The sequence below is a fragment of the Mycobacterium intracellulare ATCC 13950 genome (assembly GCF_000277125.1).
GTDB classification, from domain to species: Bacteria; Actinomycetota; Actinomycetes; order Mycobacteriales; family Mycobacteriaceae; genus Mycobacterium; species Mycobacterium intracellulare.
This window is the reverse complement of record NC_016946.1, coordinates 1,717,145-1,732,622: the sequence shown is the minus strand read 5'-3', so window position 1 is coordinate 1,732,622 and position 15,478 is coordinate 1,717,145. Positions and strand designations below refer to the sequence as shown.

The 15,478-nt window shown below is 67.4% G+C and carries 15 protein-coding genes; 8 read left to right on the top strand and 7 right to left on the bottom strand.

Annotated elements, in window-relative coordinates:
• Nucleotides 1-10: 10 nt before the first annotated feature.
• A complete protein-coding gene (locus OCU_RS33300; protein ID WP_014379629.1) occupies nucleotides 11-1,507 on the top strand; it encodes an acyl-CoA carboxylase subunit beta in 1,497 nt (498 codons plus the stop codon).
• On the opposite strand, the gene OCU_RS33295 is transcribed toward OCU_RS33300, so the two are convergent.
• The 5 genes from OCU_RS33295 to OCU_RS33275 are packed head-to-tail and all read right to left on the bottom strand — an operon-like array spanning nucleotide 1,504 to nucleotide 6,152.
• Nucleotides 1,504-2,568 carry a TIGR03857 family LLM class F420-dependent oxidoreductase gene (locus OCU_RS33295; RefSeq protein ID WP_036458535.1) on the bottom strand — a complete coding sequence of 355 codons (1,065 nt, stop codon included), beginning with the start codon at nucleotides 2,566-2,568 and terminating at the stop codon, nucleotides 1,504-1,506. The genes OCU_RS33300 and OCU_RS33295 overlap by 4 nt on opposite strands.
• Nucleotides 2,565-2,945: a nuclear transport factor 2 family protein gene (locus OCU_RS33290; protein WP_008254988.1), complete on the bottom strand. Its 381-nt coding sequence runs from the start codon at nucleotides 2,943-2,945 to the stop codon at nucleotides 2,565-2,567. Before OCU_RS33290 ends, OCU_RS33295 begins: the two co-directional genes overlap by 4 nt.
• A complete protein-coding gene (locus OCU_RS33285; RefSeq protein WP_026071495.1) occupies nucleotides 2,945-4,066 on the bottom strand; it encodes a PHB depolymerase family esterase in 1,122 nt (373 codons plus the stop codon). The genes OCU_RS33290 and OCU_RS33285 overlap by 1 nt, the downstream gene beginning before the upstream one ends.
• 18 nt (nucleotides 4,067-4,084) lie before the next feature.
• Complete coding sequence (locus tag OCU_RS33280; RefSeq protein WP_014379627.1) at nucleotides 4,085-5,707, bottom strand: flavin-containing monooxygenase; 1,623 nt, start codon at nucleotides 5,705-5,707, stop codon at nucleotides 4,085-4,087.
• Complete coding sequence (locus tag OCU_RS33275; RefSeq protein WP_009957692.1) at nucleotides 5,694-6,152, bottom strand: nuclear transport factor 2 family protein; 459 nt, start codon at nucleotides 6,150-6,152, stop codon at nucleotides 5,694-5,696. Before OCU_RS33275 ends, OCU_RS33280 begins: the two co-directional genes overlap by 14 nt.
• An 84-nt stretch (nucleotides 6,153-6,236) precedes the next feature.
• Here OCU_RS33275 and OCU_RS33270 point away from each other — a divergent pair, with 84 nt between their 5' ends.
• From OCU_RS33270 to OCU_RS33245, 6 genes are read left to right on the top strand one after another with little or no spacing between them, the layout of a single operon-like run.
• Nucleotides 6,237-7,244, top strand: a complete 1,008-nt coding sequence (locus OCU_RS33270) for a Rieske 2Fe-2S domain-containing protein (protein WP_009957694.1) — start codon at nucleotides 6,237-6,239, stop codon at nucleotides 7,242-7,244.
• Nucleotides 7,241-7,870 (top strand): cysteine hydrolase family protein, encoded by a 630-nt coding sequence (locus tag OCU_RS33265; protein ID WP_014379625.1) that lies wholly within the window; start codon nucleotides 7,241-7,243, stop codon nucleotides 7,868-7,870. The genes OCU_RS33270 and OCU_RS33265 overlap by 4 nt, the downstream gene beginning before the upstream one ends.
• On the top strand, nucleotides 7,867-8,487 hold the full coding sequence (locus tag OCU_RS33260; RefSeq protein WP_014379624.1) for a PaaI family thioesterase: 621 nt from the start codon (nucleotides 7,867-7,869) through the stop codon (nucleotides 8,485-8,487). The genes OCU_RS33265 and OCU_RS33260 overlap by 4 nt, the downstream gene beginning before the upstream one ends.
• An 8-nt stretch (nucleotides 8,488-8,495) precedes the next feature.
• Nucleotides 8,496-10,148 (top strand): acyl-CoA synthetase, encoded by a 1,653-nt coding sequence (locus tag OCU_RS33255; protein WP_014379623.1) that lies wholly within the window; start codon nucleotides 8,496-8,498, stop codon nucleotides 10,146-10,148.
• A gap of 3 nt (nucleotides 10,149-10,151) precedes the next feature.
• The gene (locus OCU_RS33250; protein ID WP_008254977.1) at nucleotides 10,152-10,625 is read left to right on the top strand and encodes an SRPBCC family protein; all 474 of its coding nucleotides are present in this window, start codon (nucleotides 10,152-10,154) and stop codon (nucleotides 10,623-10,625) included.
• Nucleotides 10,622-11,464, top strand: a complete 843-nt coding sequence (locus OCU_RS33245) for an SDR family NAD(P)-dependent oxidoreductase (RefSeq protein WP_014379622.1) — start codon at nucleotides 10,622-10,624, stop codon at nucleotides 11,462-11,464. The genes OCU_RS33250 and OCU_RS33245 overlap by 4 nt, the downstream gene beginning before the upstream one ends.
• On the opposite strand, the gene OCU_RS33240 is transcribed toward OCU_RS33245, so the two are convergent.
• Together OCU_RS33240 and OCU_RS33235 are read right to left on the bottom strand one after the other, a co-directional pair.
• Nucleotides 11,465-12,670: a cytochrome P450 gene (locus tag OCU_RS33240; protein WP_009957701.1), complete on the bottom strand. Its 1,206-nt coding sequence runs from the start codon at nucleotides 12,668-12,670 to the stop codon at nucleotides 11,465-11,467.
• Nucleotides 12,667-14,100 carry an aldehyde dehydrogenase family protein gene (locus tag OCU_RS33235; protein WP_014379621.1) on the bottom strand — a complete coding sequence of 478 codons (1,434 nt, stop codon included), beginning with the start codon at nucleotides 14,098-14,100 and terminating at the stop codon, nucleotides 12,667-12,669. The genes OCU_RS33240 and OCU_RS33235 overlap by 4 nt, the downstream gene beginning before the upstream one ends.
• A 153-nt stretch (nucleotides 14,101-14,253) precedes the next feature.
• Here OCU_RS33235 and OCU_RS33230 point away from each other — a divergent pair, with 153 nt between their 5' ends.
• Nucleotides 14,254-15,462 carry a cytochrome P450 gene (locus tag OCU_RS33230; RefSeq protein WP_009957704.1) on the top strand — a complete coding sequence of 403 codons (1,209 nt, stop codon included), beginning with the start codon at nucleotides 14,254-14,256 and terminating at the stop codon, nucleotides 15,460-15,462.
• The last annotated feature ends 16 nt before the right edge of the window (nucleotides 15,463-15,478 follow it).

Genomic DNA, 15,478 nt, shown 5'->3' with positions numbered 1-15,478 from the left:
GGACATAGGCATGCCGAAAGCCCAGGACTGGGGAGAAACGCTCGACGATCTCGAGCGCCGCCGTCAGCACGCGTTCGAAATGGGCGGGCCGGAGCGGCTCGACAAGCACCGCAACAAGGGCAAGCTCGACGCCCGCGCGCGGATCGAGTACCTCCTCGACCCGGGCACGTTCCGTGAGCTCGGCACCCTCGTCGGTGGTGAGACCGCGGCCGACGGGCTGGTCGTGGGCTCCGGTGAGATCAACGGCTCACCGGTGATGCTGGGCGCCGAGGACTTCACGACCCTGGCCGGCAGCATCGGTCCCGGCGGCAATTCCAAGCGGTACCGCATCGCCGAACTGGCGCTGCGCGACAAGATCCCGCTGGTCATGCTGCTCGAAGGCGCCGGCTTTCGCCCCACCGGCGGGCACTACGGGCGCACCCCGACCGACCTGCTGGCGCAGGCGCAGTGCTCGGGGCGCGTCCCGACCGTCGCCGCCGTCCTCGGCCCCTCGGCCGGGCACGGCGCCCTGGTGGCCCCGGTTTGCGATTTCCGGATCATGAGCCGGCAGGGCGCGATCTTCACCGCCGGTCCCCCCGTCGTCAAAGAGTCGACCGGAGAAGACATTTCGAAGGAGGACCTGGGCGGGCCGGACGTCGCTTTGCCCAGCGGCGTGATCCACAATGTCGCCGAGGACGACGAAGCGGTGCTCGACGACGTCCGCCGCTACCTGTCGTACTTCCCGCCGAGCGCCTGGTCGTACCCGTCGCCGCAACCGACCGGTGCGGCCGCCGACCCGCGGGCGACGCCGGAGCTGCTCGACATCGTCTCCCGGGACAACCGCCGCGTGTACGACATGCGGGCCGTGCTCGACGTGGTCTTCGACAGCGCCGACTGGTTCGAGGTGCAGCCCCAGTTCGGCAGGGCGATCGTCTGCGCACTCGCCCACCTCGGCGGCCACCCGGTCGCGGTGGTGGCCAATCAGCCCCAGGTGCTCGCGGGCTCCATCGACGCCGACGCCGCGGACAAGGCGGCCCACTTCATCATGGTGGCGGATTCCTTCCACCTGCCGATCGTGTTCCTCGCCGACAATCCGGGCATGCTGCCCGGCAGCCGATCCGAGCGCGCCGGCGTGCTGCGCGCCGGTGCGCGGATGTTCGCCGCGCAGACGGCCGCCACCACGTTGAAGCTGCACCTCACGCTGCGTAAGGCGTACGGGTTCGGCTCGATGGTCATGTCGCTGTTGGGTTTCGATCATCAGGTCGCGACCTTCGCCTACCCCGGCGCGACGATGGGCGCCATGAGCGCCGCGGCGCTGAGCCGCGCCTCACACGCCGGCGAAGACCTCTCGGCCAAGCTGCGCAACGCCGAGCTGGAGGCGTCCTATCGATCGGCCGAACACATGGGGTTCGACGAGCTCATCGATCCCCGCGAGACGCGCGATGCTCTGCTCGCGTCCTTGAAGCGTGGCCTGTCGAGCAGGCAGGCCGCCGCGGAGCCGGTGTCCCGGACGGTCATCCTGCCTTAAGACTGCCGCGAGATTGCATCTACCGATTCGCGATACGCCGCGACGATCGGCTCGAGCTCGTCGGGCGTGGCGCCGTGCATGATGACCGCGTCGGCGCCGTAGTCGAACTCCTTGCGGATGCGGTCCACGCACTGTTGGGCGGACCCGGTGGCCGAGGGCTCCAGCCATTCGTCGGGAATCAGCGTCGCAATGTGCTCGATCTGTTCGGGCGTGCCCTTGTGGTCGATCCCGCCCGCGATCGACGTGACCACCGGGTCTTCGCGGAACCGCTGCAGCACAGCGGGATCCCAGTCATTGGTTCGGACGAGCAGGTCGCCGTAGCCCTGCAGGTAAGTGGCCAGCCGCGCGACGGTCTTCTTCAGCCGCAGCTCTTCGGGCAGGTGGTCCCCGACGGTCGCGAAGCACGACCACACCCGCACGCTGTCGGGGTCGCGGCCCGCCTTCTCCGCGGCGGACTTCACGGTTTTGACGCTGCGCTGCAAGGTCTCCGGGGTGAAGTAGGTGTGCAAAATGACGTCGTCGAACACGCGGCCGCCGAGCGCGAGCGTGTTGGGTCCGAAGGCCACCAGGGCCAGCCGGATGTCTTCGTTGAAGTCCGGATCGAGAAAAAGGATGGGGTACTTGCCCATTGGGCCGTCGTGGTTGAAGATCAGCTCGCCGTGCCAGAGCCGGCGCATGACTTGGGCCCAATCCTCCATTTGCGCCGTCGTCACCGCCGGGATGCCGAAGGCCCCGTAGATCGCTGCGATGCCCCGGCCGACGCCCAGGGTGAACCGGCCGCCGGAGAGACGATGCATGGTGGTCGCCCACGATCCCGTGATGAGCGGGTGGCGGGTGTTGTGATTGGTTGCGGCGGTGGCGATCTGCATGCGAGTGGTCACCGCGCACGCCGCCCCGACCAGAGACGACGCCTCCTTGACGTTCCAGCGCTCGGAGATGAATCCGGTGCCGAAGCCCAGTTCCTCGCCACGGCGGGCCTCGTCCATCAAGGTCGCCGGGCCCTCACCGCCCGCGCCGGCCAGCAGATAGAAGCCCAGTTCATCAAGCGTACGATCACTCAATTCCAAACCCCTTGCTGGTAGCCGCAGTTCCAAACCTCGGTAATTTTGCCATCGACCACGCGGAACACCTCGATGCTGGCGATGTTGGTTTCGGTGCCGTCCTTGGTTTTGATCGTCGAGTCGTAGACGATCGCCACGTGTTCGCCGTCGTCGCCCTCGATGACGACGTTGAGGTCGAAGTGCAACGATTCGGCCGCCTGCCACATGTCCACCACCCGCTGGACCGCTTCGGCGTGGGTCAGCGTGCGGGAGGAACCGACCTCGTGCCGAATGACGGTGTCGCCCAACAACTCCTCGGCCAGCTCGATGTTGCGTTCGTTCCACACGACCAGGTTGTAGAGTTCGACGACGGTGCGCGCCGTCCAGGTGGGCGCCATCAGCCGGGCACCGCGTCGCGCAGGAATCGGTCGGTGATGCGCTGCACGCGCCGGGAGAAGATGTGCCCGACGTGGCTGCCGTCGTACCAGTACAACTGGCCGCCCCACCGTTCCTGCAACGCGTTGGCGGGCTCGCGCATCGCCATCCGGTCGTGCCACGCCCCGACGATCAGCCGGCGTTCCGGCGGCGGCGACGGCGTGACGGCCAGGGGGTCGATCACCGAGGTCAGCTGGGTGACGACGGGAGATTCCAGCAGCTCGCGAAATCCGTCGCGCGAGGGCCCCCAACGCTGAAGGTGCCGCGCGATCATCGCGTTGAGTCCCAGGATGGGCGTGTACAGGGCCACCGCATCGATCTGCTTTTCCAGATGCGACACCAGTGCGGCCACGGGGCTGCCCATCGAAATCCCTGCCACCACAACGGCGGTGCCTTGCGCCTGTGCCCAGCGCACCACGGCGCGCACCTCCGAGACGACCCGCATCATTCCCGCGACGTTGCCGAGCGGATCCATGTCGGGGTACGCCGGCCATTGCCGGCGCCGGCACCCGTGACCCGGCTGCACCGGCAGCGCGATGTTGAAGCCCAGCTTGCGATGTATCCGGCCGATGCCGGACATCAGCAGGTCTTCGGTGCCGCCCTGGCCGGCGCCGTGCACCCATACCAGCCAGGGTCGGGGGCCGTCGCGGTGCCGGCACACGTGCACCACCGCCCGTGCCGGGCCGCCCAACCCGTCGGCCTCCAAGCTCGGCGGCAGCGCGGGATCGTGTTCGAAAGTCACCCGTTCGTATGCCAGGCCGGCGATGCGGTGCCGACGTATCGAGGCTTCCCGCAACGGTTTCGGGTCGCCATGCGCGCGGTCGATGCCGAGCGCCGAGAGCTCTTCGGCCGCCGCAATGCAGGCATCGAGCGGGCGCATCGCCGCGGGGCTCCCACCGAGCAGCGAAAAGCCGCTCAGCACAAGCTCATCGAGCATGACCTCACCGAACTGGCGCGCACCGCGCGGTGACAACGGGGACCAATTAGTGGACTCCTGCAGGCCGGCCACGGTGCGCGGCACCAGCATTCCGAGTTCCCGGGCCGCGTCTTTGGCCAGGCTCAGCCCGTTCAATGCCTTCGCCATGTCGCTCACCTTCAACAGCTACGCCAGTTTGAACCCGGTGTATCCGCTTGCCGCGATCTCGTCACAGCGCCGCCGGTATTCGGGGATTCCGCCGGTATAGCCCATGTACATCCGTTTCTTGCCGGGCACGTTGCCACCGTTGTACCAGGAGTTGCACGACGGATGCACCAGCACCGTCGGCGCAACAAGCGCCGTGGCGTGGTCGATCCACTCCTGCTGAGCGGTGCTCAATGCCTCGATGGTGCGGATGTCGTGGGCGCGCAGGTACGCGAGGCAGTCGCCGATCCACTCCACGTGCTGCTCGAGGGCGGCGACGAAGTTCGTCGCGGCGCTCGGGCTGCCGGGGCCCTGAACCGTGAAGAGGTTGGGGAACCCGGCGACCGCCAGGCCCAGATACGACAGCGGGCCTTCGGTGGCCCAGAATTCGCCGAGCGAGACGCCGCCGCGGCCGCGGACGTCGATCCGGCTGAGCGCGCCGGTCATGGCGTCGAACCCGGTGGCGTAGACGATGACGTCGAGCTCGTGCAGCCGGTCCTCGGTGCGGATGCCGGCGGGCGTGACCTCGCGGATCGGCGACTTGCGCAGGTCGACCAGGGTGACGTTGTCGCGGTTGAAGGTCTCGTAGTAGCCCTGGTCGATGATCGGTCGCTTACACGCGAACGGATGCACCGGCACCAGGGAGGCGGCGGTCTCCGGGTCCTTGACGATCCGCGCCACCGCCTCGCCGTACAGCTTGGCGGCCATCCGGTTGGCTTCGATGTCGAAGAAGATGTCGCCCCAGTTCAATGCGCCCATGACGCCGTGCTCCTCGATGGCGCTCAGTTGTTCTTCGCGCGTCGCCGACTTCAGCGGCGGCCTGCCGAGCATTTCGAGCAGGACGGAGAAGGCGCTCAGCCGGGCCGCGCCGATCGGGTGGGCGCGCTGGGCCGCACGGATCTCGCCATACCGGGCCTTCATGTCGTCGAGCTCGCCCGAGGCGAAGCGATGCACCCGCCAGGGCAGGGTGTAGGCGGGTGAGCGCTGAAATACCGACAGCTGCAGGGCTTCTCGGGCGACGACGGGGATGAGCTGGACGCCGGTCGAGCCGGTACCGATGACGCCGACGCGCTTGCCGGTGAGGTCGACGCCGCCCTCGGGCCAGCGGCTGGTGAACAGCGACAGCCCGGCGAACGTGCCCATCCCGGGGATGTCGGGTTCCAACGGCACCGACAGGATGCCGGAGGCGGCGACGACGAAGGGAACGCGGAAGGTTTCGCCGGTTTCGGTGCGCACCGACCACGTCGCGGCTTCGTCGTCGAACGTCATCGCGACGACCTTGGTGCCGAATTGGATGTCACGGCGGAGGTCGAGCCGGTCGGCCACGAAGTTCAGGTAGGCCTCGATCTCGGGCTGGGCCGGCATCGACTCGGTCCACACCCACTCCTGCTGAATCTCTTCGGAGAAGCTGTAGGAGTATTCGATGCTCTCGATGTCGCACCGCGCGCCGGGGTATCTGTTGAAAAGCCAGGTGCCGCCCACGTTTTCGGCCATCTCCAGCACACGGGTGCGCAGCCCGAGTTCCCGCAGCCGGTGCAGCATGTACAGCCCGGAGAATCCGGCGCCGATGACGAGAACGTCGAACGAGGGATCAGCGTCGGCCATCGTCACCGCCGGTCATCCTCAAGATGGTTCGCGTCAGGTGCAAGGACTTGATCTGCCAACGACCGTCCCGCTTCTCGTAGGTCTCGTGGTAGTGCCCGGCGCCGTACAACTCGCGGCCGTCACCGAAGATCAGCAGGTCCTCCATCGCCCAGATGCCGGTCGCGGTGGTGGCCGAGGTGAGCGTGATCTCGGGGGTGTGGCAGTGATGTTTGGTGGCCACGCCCTCGAGGCCGCCCATCACCATCGGTGCGAAGTTCTCGACGCCCTCGATCGGCGGCGCGGTCTGGGGGTCCGCACCGGCGGTGGACACCGCCATGTCGAGCGTCACCACGACGTCGGCGGTGAACACTCCGCGCCAGGACTCGAGGTCTTTGGTGTCCAGGAAACGGCAGTAGCGCGCCTTGAGCTGTCGGATGGCTTCCAGCTCGTCAGCCGCTGTCGTCATCTCACTCCCTTGCCGCGCGCGGGCCGGACTGCTGAAATCTATACTGTAATGGATTTAGTATCAACGATCGCGGGAGGCGCCGACGTGAAAGTCCCCTTCACCTGGAAGGTCACCGGCTGGTTCATGGTCGGCTGGTCCCCGGAGTTTCCCGTCGGCGAGGTCCGGCCGCTGCACTATTTCGGCGAGGACCTGGTGGCCTACCGCGACGAGTCGGGCGAGCTGCACGTCCTGGAAGCGCACTGCAAACACCTCGGCGCCCACATCGGCCACGGCGGCAAGGTGGTCGGCGACTGCGTCGAGTGCCCCTTCCACGGCTGGCGCTGGGGCCCGGACGGCTGCAACAAATACATCCCCTATCAGCCGGACCGACCCAACCGCGCGCTACACCTGAAGGTGTATCCCGTCCGCGAGCAATACGACTGCGTGTTCATCTGGCACCACCCGGACGGCAAGGAACCGCAGTGGGAAATGCCGGACATCTTCAGGAAGTTCCCCCAATTCGAGACCGATCCGGCGGCCTACTACCGGGCATATCCGGAGTTTTCCCGGCGCGCGGAGCGCGAGCCGGTGCATCCGCAGATCGTGGCCGAGAACGCCCCCGACAGCGCCCATTTCGAGTACGTGCACCACGCCACGGTGACACCCCGAGTCCTCGACTGGAAGATCGTCGACCACGAGTGGCAGTTCATCGCCGGCTGGCCTGATGCGAACAGCGACGACCCCGAGGACCTCGCGTTGCGGTTCCACAGCCACCTGTTCGGCCTCGGCGGGGCGATCAGCGTTTTCGAGGGCGCGCAGAATCACCGGCTGATCTTCACGTGCACACCGGTCGACGACGAGTGTTCGGACCTGTTCTACTCGATCTGGTGGCCGCGGATCCCCGGCGATGACTCCCCCGTGCCGGAGGGCAAGCTCCGGGAGGTCATCGAGAAGCAGTTCTTGTCCACCGTGTTCGACGACCTGCAGATCTGGCGCTACCAAAAGTACGTAGAGCGTCCGCCGCTGTCCAAAGTCGATGCGAAAGGCTATATGGCACTGCGGAAGTGGGCGACGCAGTTCTATGACGTCGCGCCGGTGGGCGCCCCCGCATGACGGACCCGCTGGCCGGACTGGCCGCACCCGAGCACACCGCGATCGTCACCCAGGAGTGCCAGGGCGCGGTGATGGGTCCCGATGCCGGTCTGGCCATGCTCGCCGAGGAGGCTCGCCGCGAGGCGCTGCCCAACATCGCGCGCCTGCTGCCCGCGGCCCGGGCGGCCGGGGTGCGCGTTGTGCATTGCCTGGTGCAACGGCGGCCCGACGGGCTCGGCTCCAATCACAACGCGAAGATCTTCGCGATGGGCGGCGGCAACCGGGTCGACATCACGCCCGGCACACCGGGTGCGGAGTTGCTGCCCGAATTAGGGCCGGAGCCTTCCGATTTGGTGTTGCGCCGCTGGCACGGCGTGGGCCCGATGGGCGGCACCGATCTGGACTCGGTGTTACGCAATCTCGGCGTATCCACCATTGTCGTGGTGGGCGTTTCGCTCAACATCGCGATTCCCAACCTCGTCATGGACGCGGTCAACGCCGCCTACCGGGTGGTCCTGCCCCGCGACGCGGTGGCCGGCATCCCCGCCGACTATGGTGCAGCGATGATCGCCAACACGCTGTCGCTGCTGGCCACCGTCACCAGCACCGACGATCTGCTGCAGGCCTGGGACAAGGGAGCCCGATGACCGATACCGCGCCGGAAGTTCGCGGCGGGTTCCCCGACGTCAAGCCCGTCGAGGACGCTCCCGCCGAGCTGGGCCCGTTCGTCGCCGCGCTGCGTCGCCTGCAGGACCTGACCGTGTCCACCAAGCCGGACCCCGCGCTGTGGGCCGCCGCGACGGCGCACCTGGAGAACGCCTGTGCGCTGCTGGACGGCCACCAGGTCCCGGAGATCGAGGCGGTGGCCGGCCGGGTGCTGACCCTGCCCGGGTTGGCCCATCCCCTCCTGCCGCCCTGGATGGTGACCGAGTCCGGCCCCGACGGTGTGAGGATGGCCGGGCATTTCACCGCCTCGCACATCGGCGGGAACCGGGCCGTGCACGGCGGCATGATCCCGCTGTTCTACGACTGGTTGTTCGGCATGGTGGTGTCCACCGCGGAGATCCGGCCGACGCGCACCGCCTACCTGCATGTCGACTACCGGAATATCACCCCGATCGACCAGCCGCTGAGCGCTCAGGGGCGCATCACCAAAGCCGAGGGCAGGAAAGTTTTCATTGACGCTACTATGACAGACGCGGACGGCACGTTGCTCAGCGAAGCCAACGGCCTGATGGTTCGCCTGCTACCCCACCAGCCGTGAGAGGCACGATGTCCGACACCACAACAACATTCACGGTGCCTGCCGTCGCGAAGGCCGTCGCGGCGGCCATCCCCGACCGCGAGCTGATCATCCATGGGGATCGCCGGTACACCTACGCGCAGGTGATCGACCGCTCCAACCGGCTGGCCGCCTACCTGCACTCGCAGGGGCTGGGGTGTCACACCGAGCGCGACGCGCTGGCTGGCCACGAGGTGGGCCAAGACCTGCTCGGCCTCTACGCCTACAACGGGAACGAATTCGTCGAGGCGCTGCTGGGCAGCTTCCAGGCGCGGGTCGCCCCGTTCAACGTCAACTTCCGCTATGTGAAAAGCGAGCTGCAGTATCTGCTGGCGGACTCGGGGGCCACCGCGCTGCTCTACCACGCCGCGTTCTCACCGCGCGTCGCCGAGATCCTCCCCGACCTGCCACAGCTACGCGTGCTGATCCAGATCGCCGACGACTCGGGCAACGACTTGCTCGACGGCGCAATCGATTACGAGGCCGCCCTGGCATCCGTGTCCCCGGAACCGCCGCCGGTGCAGCACTCCGCCGACGACCTGTACGTCCTGTACACCGGAGGCACGACCGGCATGCCGAAGGGCGTGCTGTGGCGCCAGCACGACATCTTCATGACGTCCTTCGGCGGGCGCAACCTCATGACCGGCGAGCCGTCCCAGTCCATCGACGAGATCGTGGAGCGCGCGGCCGCGGGGCCGGGCACCAAGTTGATGATCCTGCCCCCGCTGATCCACGGTGCGGCCCAGTGGAGCGTGATGACCGCGATCACCACGGGCCAATCCGTCGTCTTCCCTACGGTCGTCGATCATTTGGACGCCGACGACGTGGTCCGCACCATCGAGCGGGAAAAGGTCGCGGTGGTGACGGTGGTCGGTGACGCGATGGCCCGCCCCCTGGTCGCCGCCATCGAGAAAGGGATCGCCGACGTGTCGTCGCTGGCGGTCGTCGCCAACGGCGGCGCCCTGTTGACCCCGTACGTCAAGCAGCGCTTGATCGAAGTGCTGCCGAACGCCGTCGTCGTCGACGGCGTCGGCTCGTCGGAGACCGGGGCGCAGATGCACCACATGTCGACCTCGGGGGCGGTCGCGACCGGCACGTTCAACGCCGGGCCGGACACGTTCGTGGCCGCCGAGGATCTGACGGCGATCCTGGAACCCGGGCACGAGGGGATGGGCTGGCTGGCCCAACGCGGTTACGTTCCGCTCGGCTACAAGGGCGATGCGGCCAAGACCGCCAAGACTTTTCCGGTGATCGACGGCGTTCGCTACGCCGTCCCCGGTGACCGCGCGCGCCACGGCGCCGACGGCTCCGTCGAACTGCTCGGCCGCGACTCGGTGACCATCAACTCCGGCGGCGAGAAGATCTTCGTCGAGGAGGTCGAAACGGCCATCGCGTCGCATCCCGCCGTGGCCGACGTGGTGGTCGCCGGGCGGCCGAGCGAACGGTGGGGCCAGGAGGTTGTCGCGGTCGTGGCGCTGGCCCAGGGCGCCCGCGCCGAGGCCGACGAGCTGGTGGCCCACGCCTCAAACACGTTGGCGCGCTACAAACTGCCCAAGGCGATCGTGTTCCGTCCGGTCATCGAGCGCAGCCCGTCGGGCAAGGCCGACTATCGGTGGGCGCGTGAGCAGGCGGTGAGTGGCTGAGCGATGTCATTGCTGCAGAAGGACGAGACGCTGACGGCATCGACCGAGGTGCGAGCCTCCGCGGAACAGGTGTACGCCGTCGTCTCCGACGTCACGCGGATCCCGGAGTGGAGCCCGGAGACCGTGCGTGCCCAGTGGCTGGCTCCGGACCGTTTTCGGGCCTGGAACCGAAGGCGGCTGGGGCGGTGGCGGACCGAAGCGGTCGTCGCCGAAGCCGCACCGGGACAACGGTTCTCGTTCGTCGTTCAGGCCATGGGCGGGGACTGGACGCAGTGGACATATCTCATCGAACCCGGCTCCACCGCCGGCACATCGCGCCTCACCGAAGTCGTCCGGATGTGTGTCCCATTGCCATGGGCCGCAGTGGCGTTCGAGCGCCTCTTCTTGTTCATCCGGGATCGTCGTAAAGATCTTCAAGCGAACCTCGAACTTTCGGTGGACCGGATCCGCACGATTGTCGAGGCAGGGAATCCATGAACTATCACGGGCGCATCGCTGTCGTCACGGGCGCCGGCTCCGGCATCGGCCGCGCACTGACGCAGGCCCTCACTCGCGGCGGGGCGCATGTCGCGGCCGCCGACATCGACGAAAAGGGCCTCAGCGAGACGCAAGCAGCGTGCCCACCCGGCCAGGTCACGCCGTACCGGGTCGACGTGGCGGACCGGGACGCGGTGCTGGGCTTCGCCGAAGACGTGCACCGGCAACTCGGGCCCGCCTCGATGTTGTTCAACAACGCCGGAGTCGACCTGTTCGCGAGCGTGGCGGACATGTCGTGGAAAGATTTCGACTGGCTCATCGGCATCAACATCGGTGGGGTCGTCAACGGCACCAAGGCCTTCCTGCCGCAACTCGTCGAGGCCGGTTCCGGCCAGCACCCGTCGCGGTTGGTGAACCTGTCCAGTGCCTTCGGGTTGATCGCGGTGCCCTACCAAGGCGCCTACAGCACCGCGAAGTTCGCGGTGCGCGGTTTCACCGAGGCGCTGCGCCAAGAGATGATCATCGAACGTCACCCGGTGACCGTCCACTGCGTGCACCCCGGGGTGGTCAAAACCAACTTCGGGGCCAACATGCGCGCCGCCGAGACGGAGGACCCCGACCAGGCGGCCAAACTCTTTGCGCGCGCGGCAATCACCTCCCCCGAGAAGGCCGCCCGCCTCATTCTGCGTGGGGCCGAGAAGAACCGGGCGAGGATCCTCATCGGCCCTGACGGGCGCGTGATGGCGGCGATGCCCCGGCTGCTAGGCGCGCACTACGCCGCGGTGCAGGCCTATGCCGCGAGGGTGACGAATTCGCGTTCGGGGCGCGCCGGCGCCTGACTACGGCAATACCCGCACCGGGACGTTGTTCCAGCCCGCGACGTTTTGCATGTTGACACGACGGCAGCCCGCCCAGTCCACCTCATAGCGGGGCATGTGATCGAGCAGCTTCTGCAGTGCGACAGAGCTTTCCATGCGTGCCAGCGCCGCCCCGAGGCAGCTGTGGATCCCGTACCCGAATCCGAGGTTCTGCGCCTCGGTGCGGTCACGCTCGATGTCGAAGACCTCTGGCTTCGTCCACGCGTCGGGATCACGGTTGGCCGAACCCAGCAGCAAAAACACCGGCTTGCCGGCGGGGATGGTGACGCCGTGCAGGGTGACGTCTTCGCGCGAGCAGCGCACGTTGTACTGGTTCGGGGATTCGTAGCGCAGCACCTCTTCGACGGCCGCGGGGACCTTGCTGCGGTCGTCGAGCAGTTTCTGCCATTGCTCGGGATGGCGCGCAAACAGCACCACCGCGTTCGCCACCAGCTTGGTCACCGTCTCGGCGCCGGCCCCACCCAATAGCACGGCGAACTGGGCGATTTCGATGTTGTCCAAGGCCGTGAGCTCACCGTTCTCGCGCTCGACGCGGGCCGCCACCAGGGCGCTGATCATGTCGTCGCGCGGGGCGGCCCTGCGCTCCTTCACCAACTGGTAGTAGGCGATCGCCATCTGCGTGGCGGCCTGCACGCCGGCCTCCGACATCTCGACCTCGCCCGGCTCGCGGTGCAGGAACGTGTCGAGCCACAGCCGGATCTGCTGGCGGTCCTCTTCCGGCACCCCGAGCATCGTCGTGATGACCTCGACGGGGAACAACGCCGAGAAATCCTGGACGACATCGAATCCCGCGGGGTCGGTGGCGTCGAGATAGCGGTCGACCAGTCCGGTCACCAGCGGGCGCATCGCTTCGATCGCGCGCGGCGTGAACACCTTGTTGACCAGGCCGCGCATGTGCCGGTGCTCGGGCGGGTCCATCATGATGATCGACTTGTGCCCCATCGGTTCCTCGGAGCGCACCGCCGCGAGGTCCACGCCGCGCGCCGACGAGTACGTCTCGAAGTTCTTGTACGCCGCGGCGACGTCCACGTGGCGGCTCAGCGCGTAGAAGTCGTACCGTTCGCTGTAGTAGACCGGGGCTTCCTCACGCATCCGTCGGTAGGTTTCGTACGGCCCGTTGAAGAAGTCCTCCGAGAACGGGTCGAATTCCAGTTCGGCGACGGTCATTTCGCAACTTTCTTGAGGCGGCGGTGCGTGCGGACCCGCGCGATTCGCAGGGCGGTGTTGGCGTAGAACCGCAACGAACTGCCGAACGGCGGCGCCGCGGTTCCGGTGATGCTGAACGGCAGGTCATTGCCGACCACGGTGCGGTAGTGGCTGAAGGTGTCGAACCCGGCCTTGCCGTGATAGGCGCCCATCCCGCTGCGCCCCACTCCCCCGAACGGCGCCGCGGACGGGATCATCTGCGCCGCAAAGTCGTTGCGGGCGACGCCGCCGCTGCGGGTGTTGCGGACAAAGCTGCGGAAATTCTCGTCGTCGGGACCGTACCAGTACGCCACCAGCGGCGCCGGCCGCCCGTTGATGTAGTCGATCGCCTCGTTCAGACGGGAGTAGCCCATGACGGTCAGCACCGGGCCGAAGACCTCTTCGTCGGCGATCCGCATCCGGTCGTCGATGCCGCGGACAATGGTGGGCGCAATTTTGCGGCTGGCGCGGTCGGGCAGCGACTCGCCCTCCGGGCCAATCGTTTCCACGCGGGCGCCGTGTGCCCGCGCGTCGTCGATCAGTCGTACCACTCGGTCGAAATTGGCCTGGTTGACGCTGGAGCAGTAGTCGGCGTTGGCGATCACCGTCGGGAACATCCCGCGCAACGTTTCGCGGGCGGTGTCGACGAAGCTGTCGAGGTGGTCGTCGGGCACCATGACGTAATCGGGGCAGACGCATACCTGTCCGCCGTTGACCATCCGGGCCCGCGCGATGCGCGCCGCCGATCGCGCAATGTCGGCGCCCGGCGCAACCACCACCGGGTTCTTGCCGCCCAGTTCCAGGGTCACCGGAACGAGGTTCTGGGCGGCCGCGCGTTGGACCAACGCACCCACCGACGGCGAGCCGGTGAAGAACAGATGATCGAACGGCAACGCCGCGAAGGCGGCCGCGACGTCGGCGCCACCGGTGACCACGTCGAGCTCGGCCGGGTCGAAGTACTTGGGCGCGGTCGCCGCCATCAGATCCGCGGTATGCGCGGTGATCTCCGACATCTTGATCATCACCCGGTTGCCGGCGGCGAACGCCGCCGACGCGGGCAGCACCACGAGGTTGACCGGGAAATTCCACGGACCGATCACGCCGACGACGCCGAGCGGGGTGGGCTCGACTTCGGCCCGCAGGCCACACAGCCGCGCGGCGGGCATCAGTTTGGCCGGACGCATCCATTGCGCCACATGGGATCTGGTGTGCTCGACCACAGAAGTGATCCCGATGATCTCGGTGAACAACGAGGCCGCCTTGGACCGGGTGCCGTAGTCGGCGGCCATGGCATCGATGAACGCGTCGCTGTTGTCCAGCAGCAGCGCCATCAGCCGATCGATACGGTTGCGCCGGACCGCGGCGGTGGGCGGCCCCTCGGCCACAAAGGAGCGCCGTTGCCGGTCCAGCATCGCCCGTAAATCGGCTTGCCGCCGCCCCGCCGGACCGTCAACCTGTTGGCCAACTGAACCCATGGCTGCACAGCTTACGGCAGCCGTAGCCGCGTCGATATAGTCTACTGTAATCTTTACAGTACGACCGTGTACCCGAGCCGGAGAGCAGCCGTGGAAAGTCAGCTTCAGGATGCCGTCACCGGCGACAAGCCGGGCGACTACCTGCGCGACCCGTACCCCTACTTCGCGCGGAAGCGCAGCGAGGGCGGCGTTTTCCACGGCACCGTCATGGACTACTCCAAGACCCCCGAGTCGCTGCGACCCAAGCGGTCCTTCGCGGCGGTGTCCTTCGACGCGGTGAACAAGGCGTTTCGTGACGGCCGGGTGTTCAGTTCGGCGATGTACGACACCACCATCGGCCTGTTCATGGGGCCGACCATCCTGGCGATGGAGGGCAAAAAACACCGCGACCACCGCAACCTGGTGTCCGCGGCGTTCAAGTCCAAGGCCCTGGCCCGCTGGGAACCCACCGTCGTCCGGCCGATCTGCAACGCCCTCATCGACGAGTTCATCGACTCCGGCCGGGCCGATCTGGTCCGCCAATTCACCTTCGAGTTTCCCACCCGGGTCATCGCCACCCTGTTGGGTCTGCCGGCAGACGACCTGCCCATGTTTCACCGACGCGCGGTCGAACTGATCAGCTACGCCGTCAAATACGAACGCGCCTTCGAAGCGTCGGCGGCGTTGAAGGACTACTTCCTCGAGCAGATCGAAGCGCGCAGGGCCGAGCCGACCGAGGACATCATCGGCGACCTGGTCACCGCCGAGATCGACGGCGAAAAGCTCAGCGACGAAGCCATCTACTCGTTCCTGCGCCTGCTGCTGCCCGCCGGGCTGGAAACCACCTATCGGTCCTCGGGCAACCTGCTGTTCCTGTTGCTCACCCACCCCGAGCAGCTCGCCGCGGTGCAGGCCGATCGCACCCTGATCGCACCGGCGATCGAGGAGGGCCTGCGCTTCGAGACGCCGTTGACCACGGCGCAGCGGTTCACCTCCGAAGACACCGAACTGGAAGGGGTCACGATCCCGGCCCGCTCGGTGGTCGACCTCTGCATCGGCTCGGCGAATCGCGACGGACACCGCTGGGAGCGCCCGGAAGAGTTCGACATCTTCCGTGCGCACGTGCCGCACATCTCGTTCGCCGCCGGGGAGCACACCTGCTTGGGTCTGCACCTCGCGCGCATGGAGACCCGGGTCGCGCTCGAATGCCTGCTGGATCGGGTGACCAACATCAAGCTGCTCACCGATGACGATCCGCATGTCCACGGTCAGCCGTTCCGTTCGCCGACCGCGCTTCCGGTTACGTTCGACGCGAAGTAGGGTCCCGGGAATGGTC

Coding starts and splice junctions, on each gene's coding strand:
- OCU_RS33300 (WP_014379629.1), top strand. CDS start 11: ATGCCGAAAGCCCAGGACTGGGGAGAAACGCTCGACGATCTCGAGCGC.
- OCU_RS33290 (WP_008254988.1), bottom strand. CDS start 2,945: ATGGCGCCCACCTGGACGGCGCGCACCGTCGTCGAACTCTACAACCTG.
- OCU_RS33285 (WP_026071495.1), bottom strand. CDS start 4,066: ATGGCGAAGGCATTGAACGGGCTGAGCCTGGCCAAAGACGCGGCCCGG.
- OCU_RS33280 (WP_014379627.1), bottom strand. CDS start 5,707: ATGGCCGACGCTGATCCCTCGTTCGACGTTCTCGTCATCGGCGCCGGA.
- OCU_RS33275 (WP_009957692.1), bottom strand. CDS start 6,152: ATGACGACAGCGGCTGACGAGCTGGAAGCCATCCGACAGCTCAAGGCG.
- OCU_RS33265 (WP_014379625.1), top strand. CDS start 7,241: ATGACGGACCCGCTGGCCGGACTGGCCGCACCCGAGCACACCGCGATC.
- OCU_RS33260 (WP_014379624.1), top strand. CDS start 7,867: ATGACCGATACCGCGCCGGAAGTTCGCGGCGGGTTCCCCGACGTCAAG.
- OCU_RS33255 (WP_014379623.1), top strand. CDS start 8,496: ATGTCCGACACCACAACAACATTCACGGTGCCTGCCGTCGCGAAGGCC.
- OCU_RS33250 (WP_008254977.1), top strand. CDS start 10,152: ATGTCATTGCTGCAGAAGGACGAGACGCTGACGGCATCGACCGAGGTG.
- OCU_RS33245 (WP_014379622.1), top strand. CDS start 10,622: ATGAACTATCACGGGCGCATCGCTGTCGTCACGGGCGCCGGCTCCGGC.
- OCU_RS33240 (WP_009957701.1), bottom strand. CDS start 12,670: ATGACCGTCGCCGAACTGGAATTCGACCCGTTCTCGGAGGACTTCTTC.
- OCU_RS33235 (WP_014379621.1), bottom strand. CDS start 14,100: ATGCTGGACCGGCAACGGCGCTCCTTTGTGGCCGAGGGGCCGCCCACC.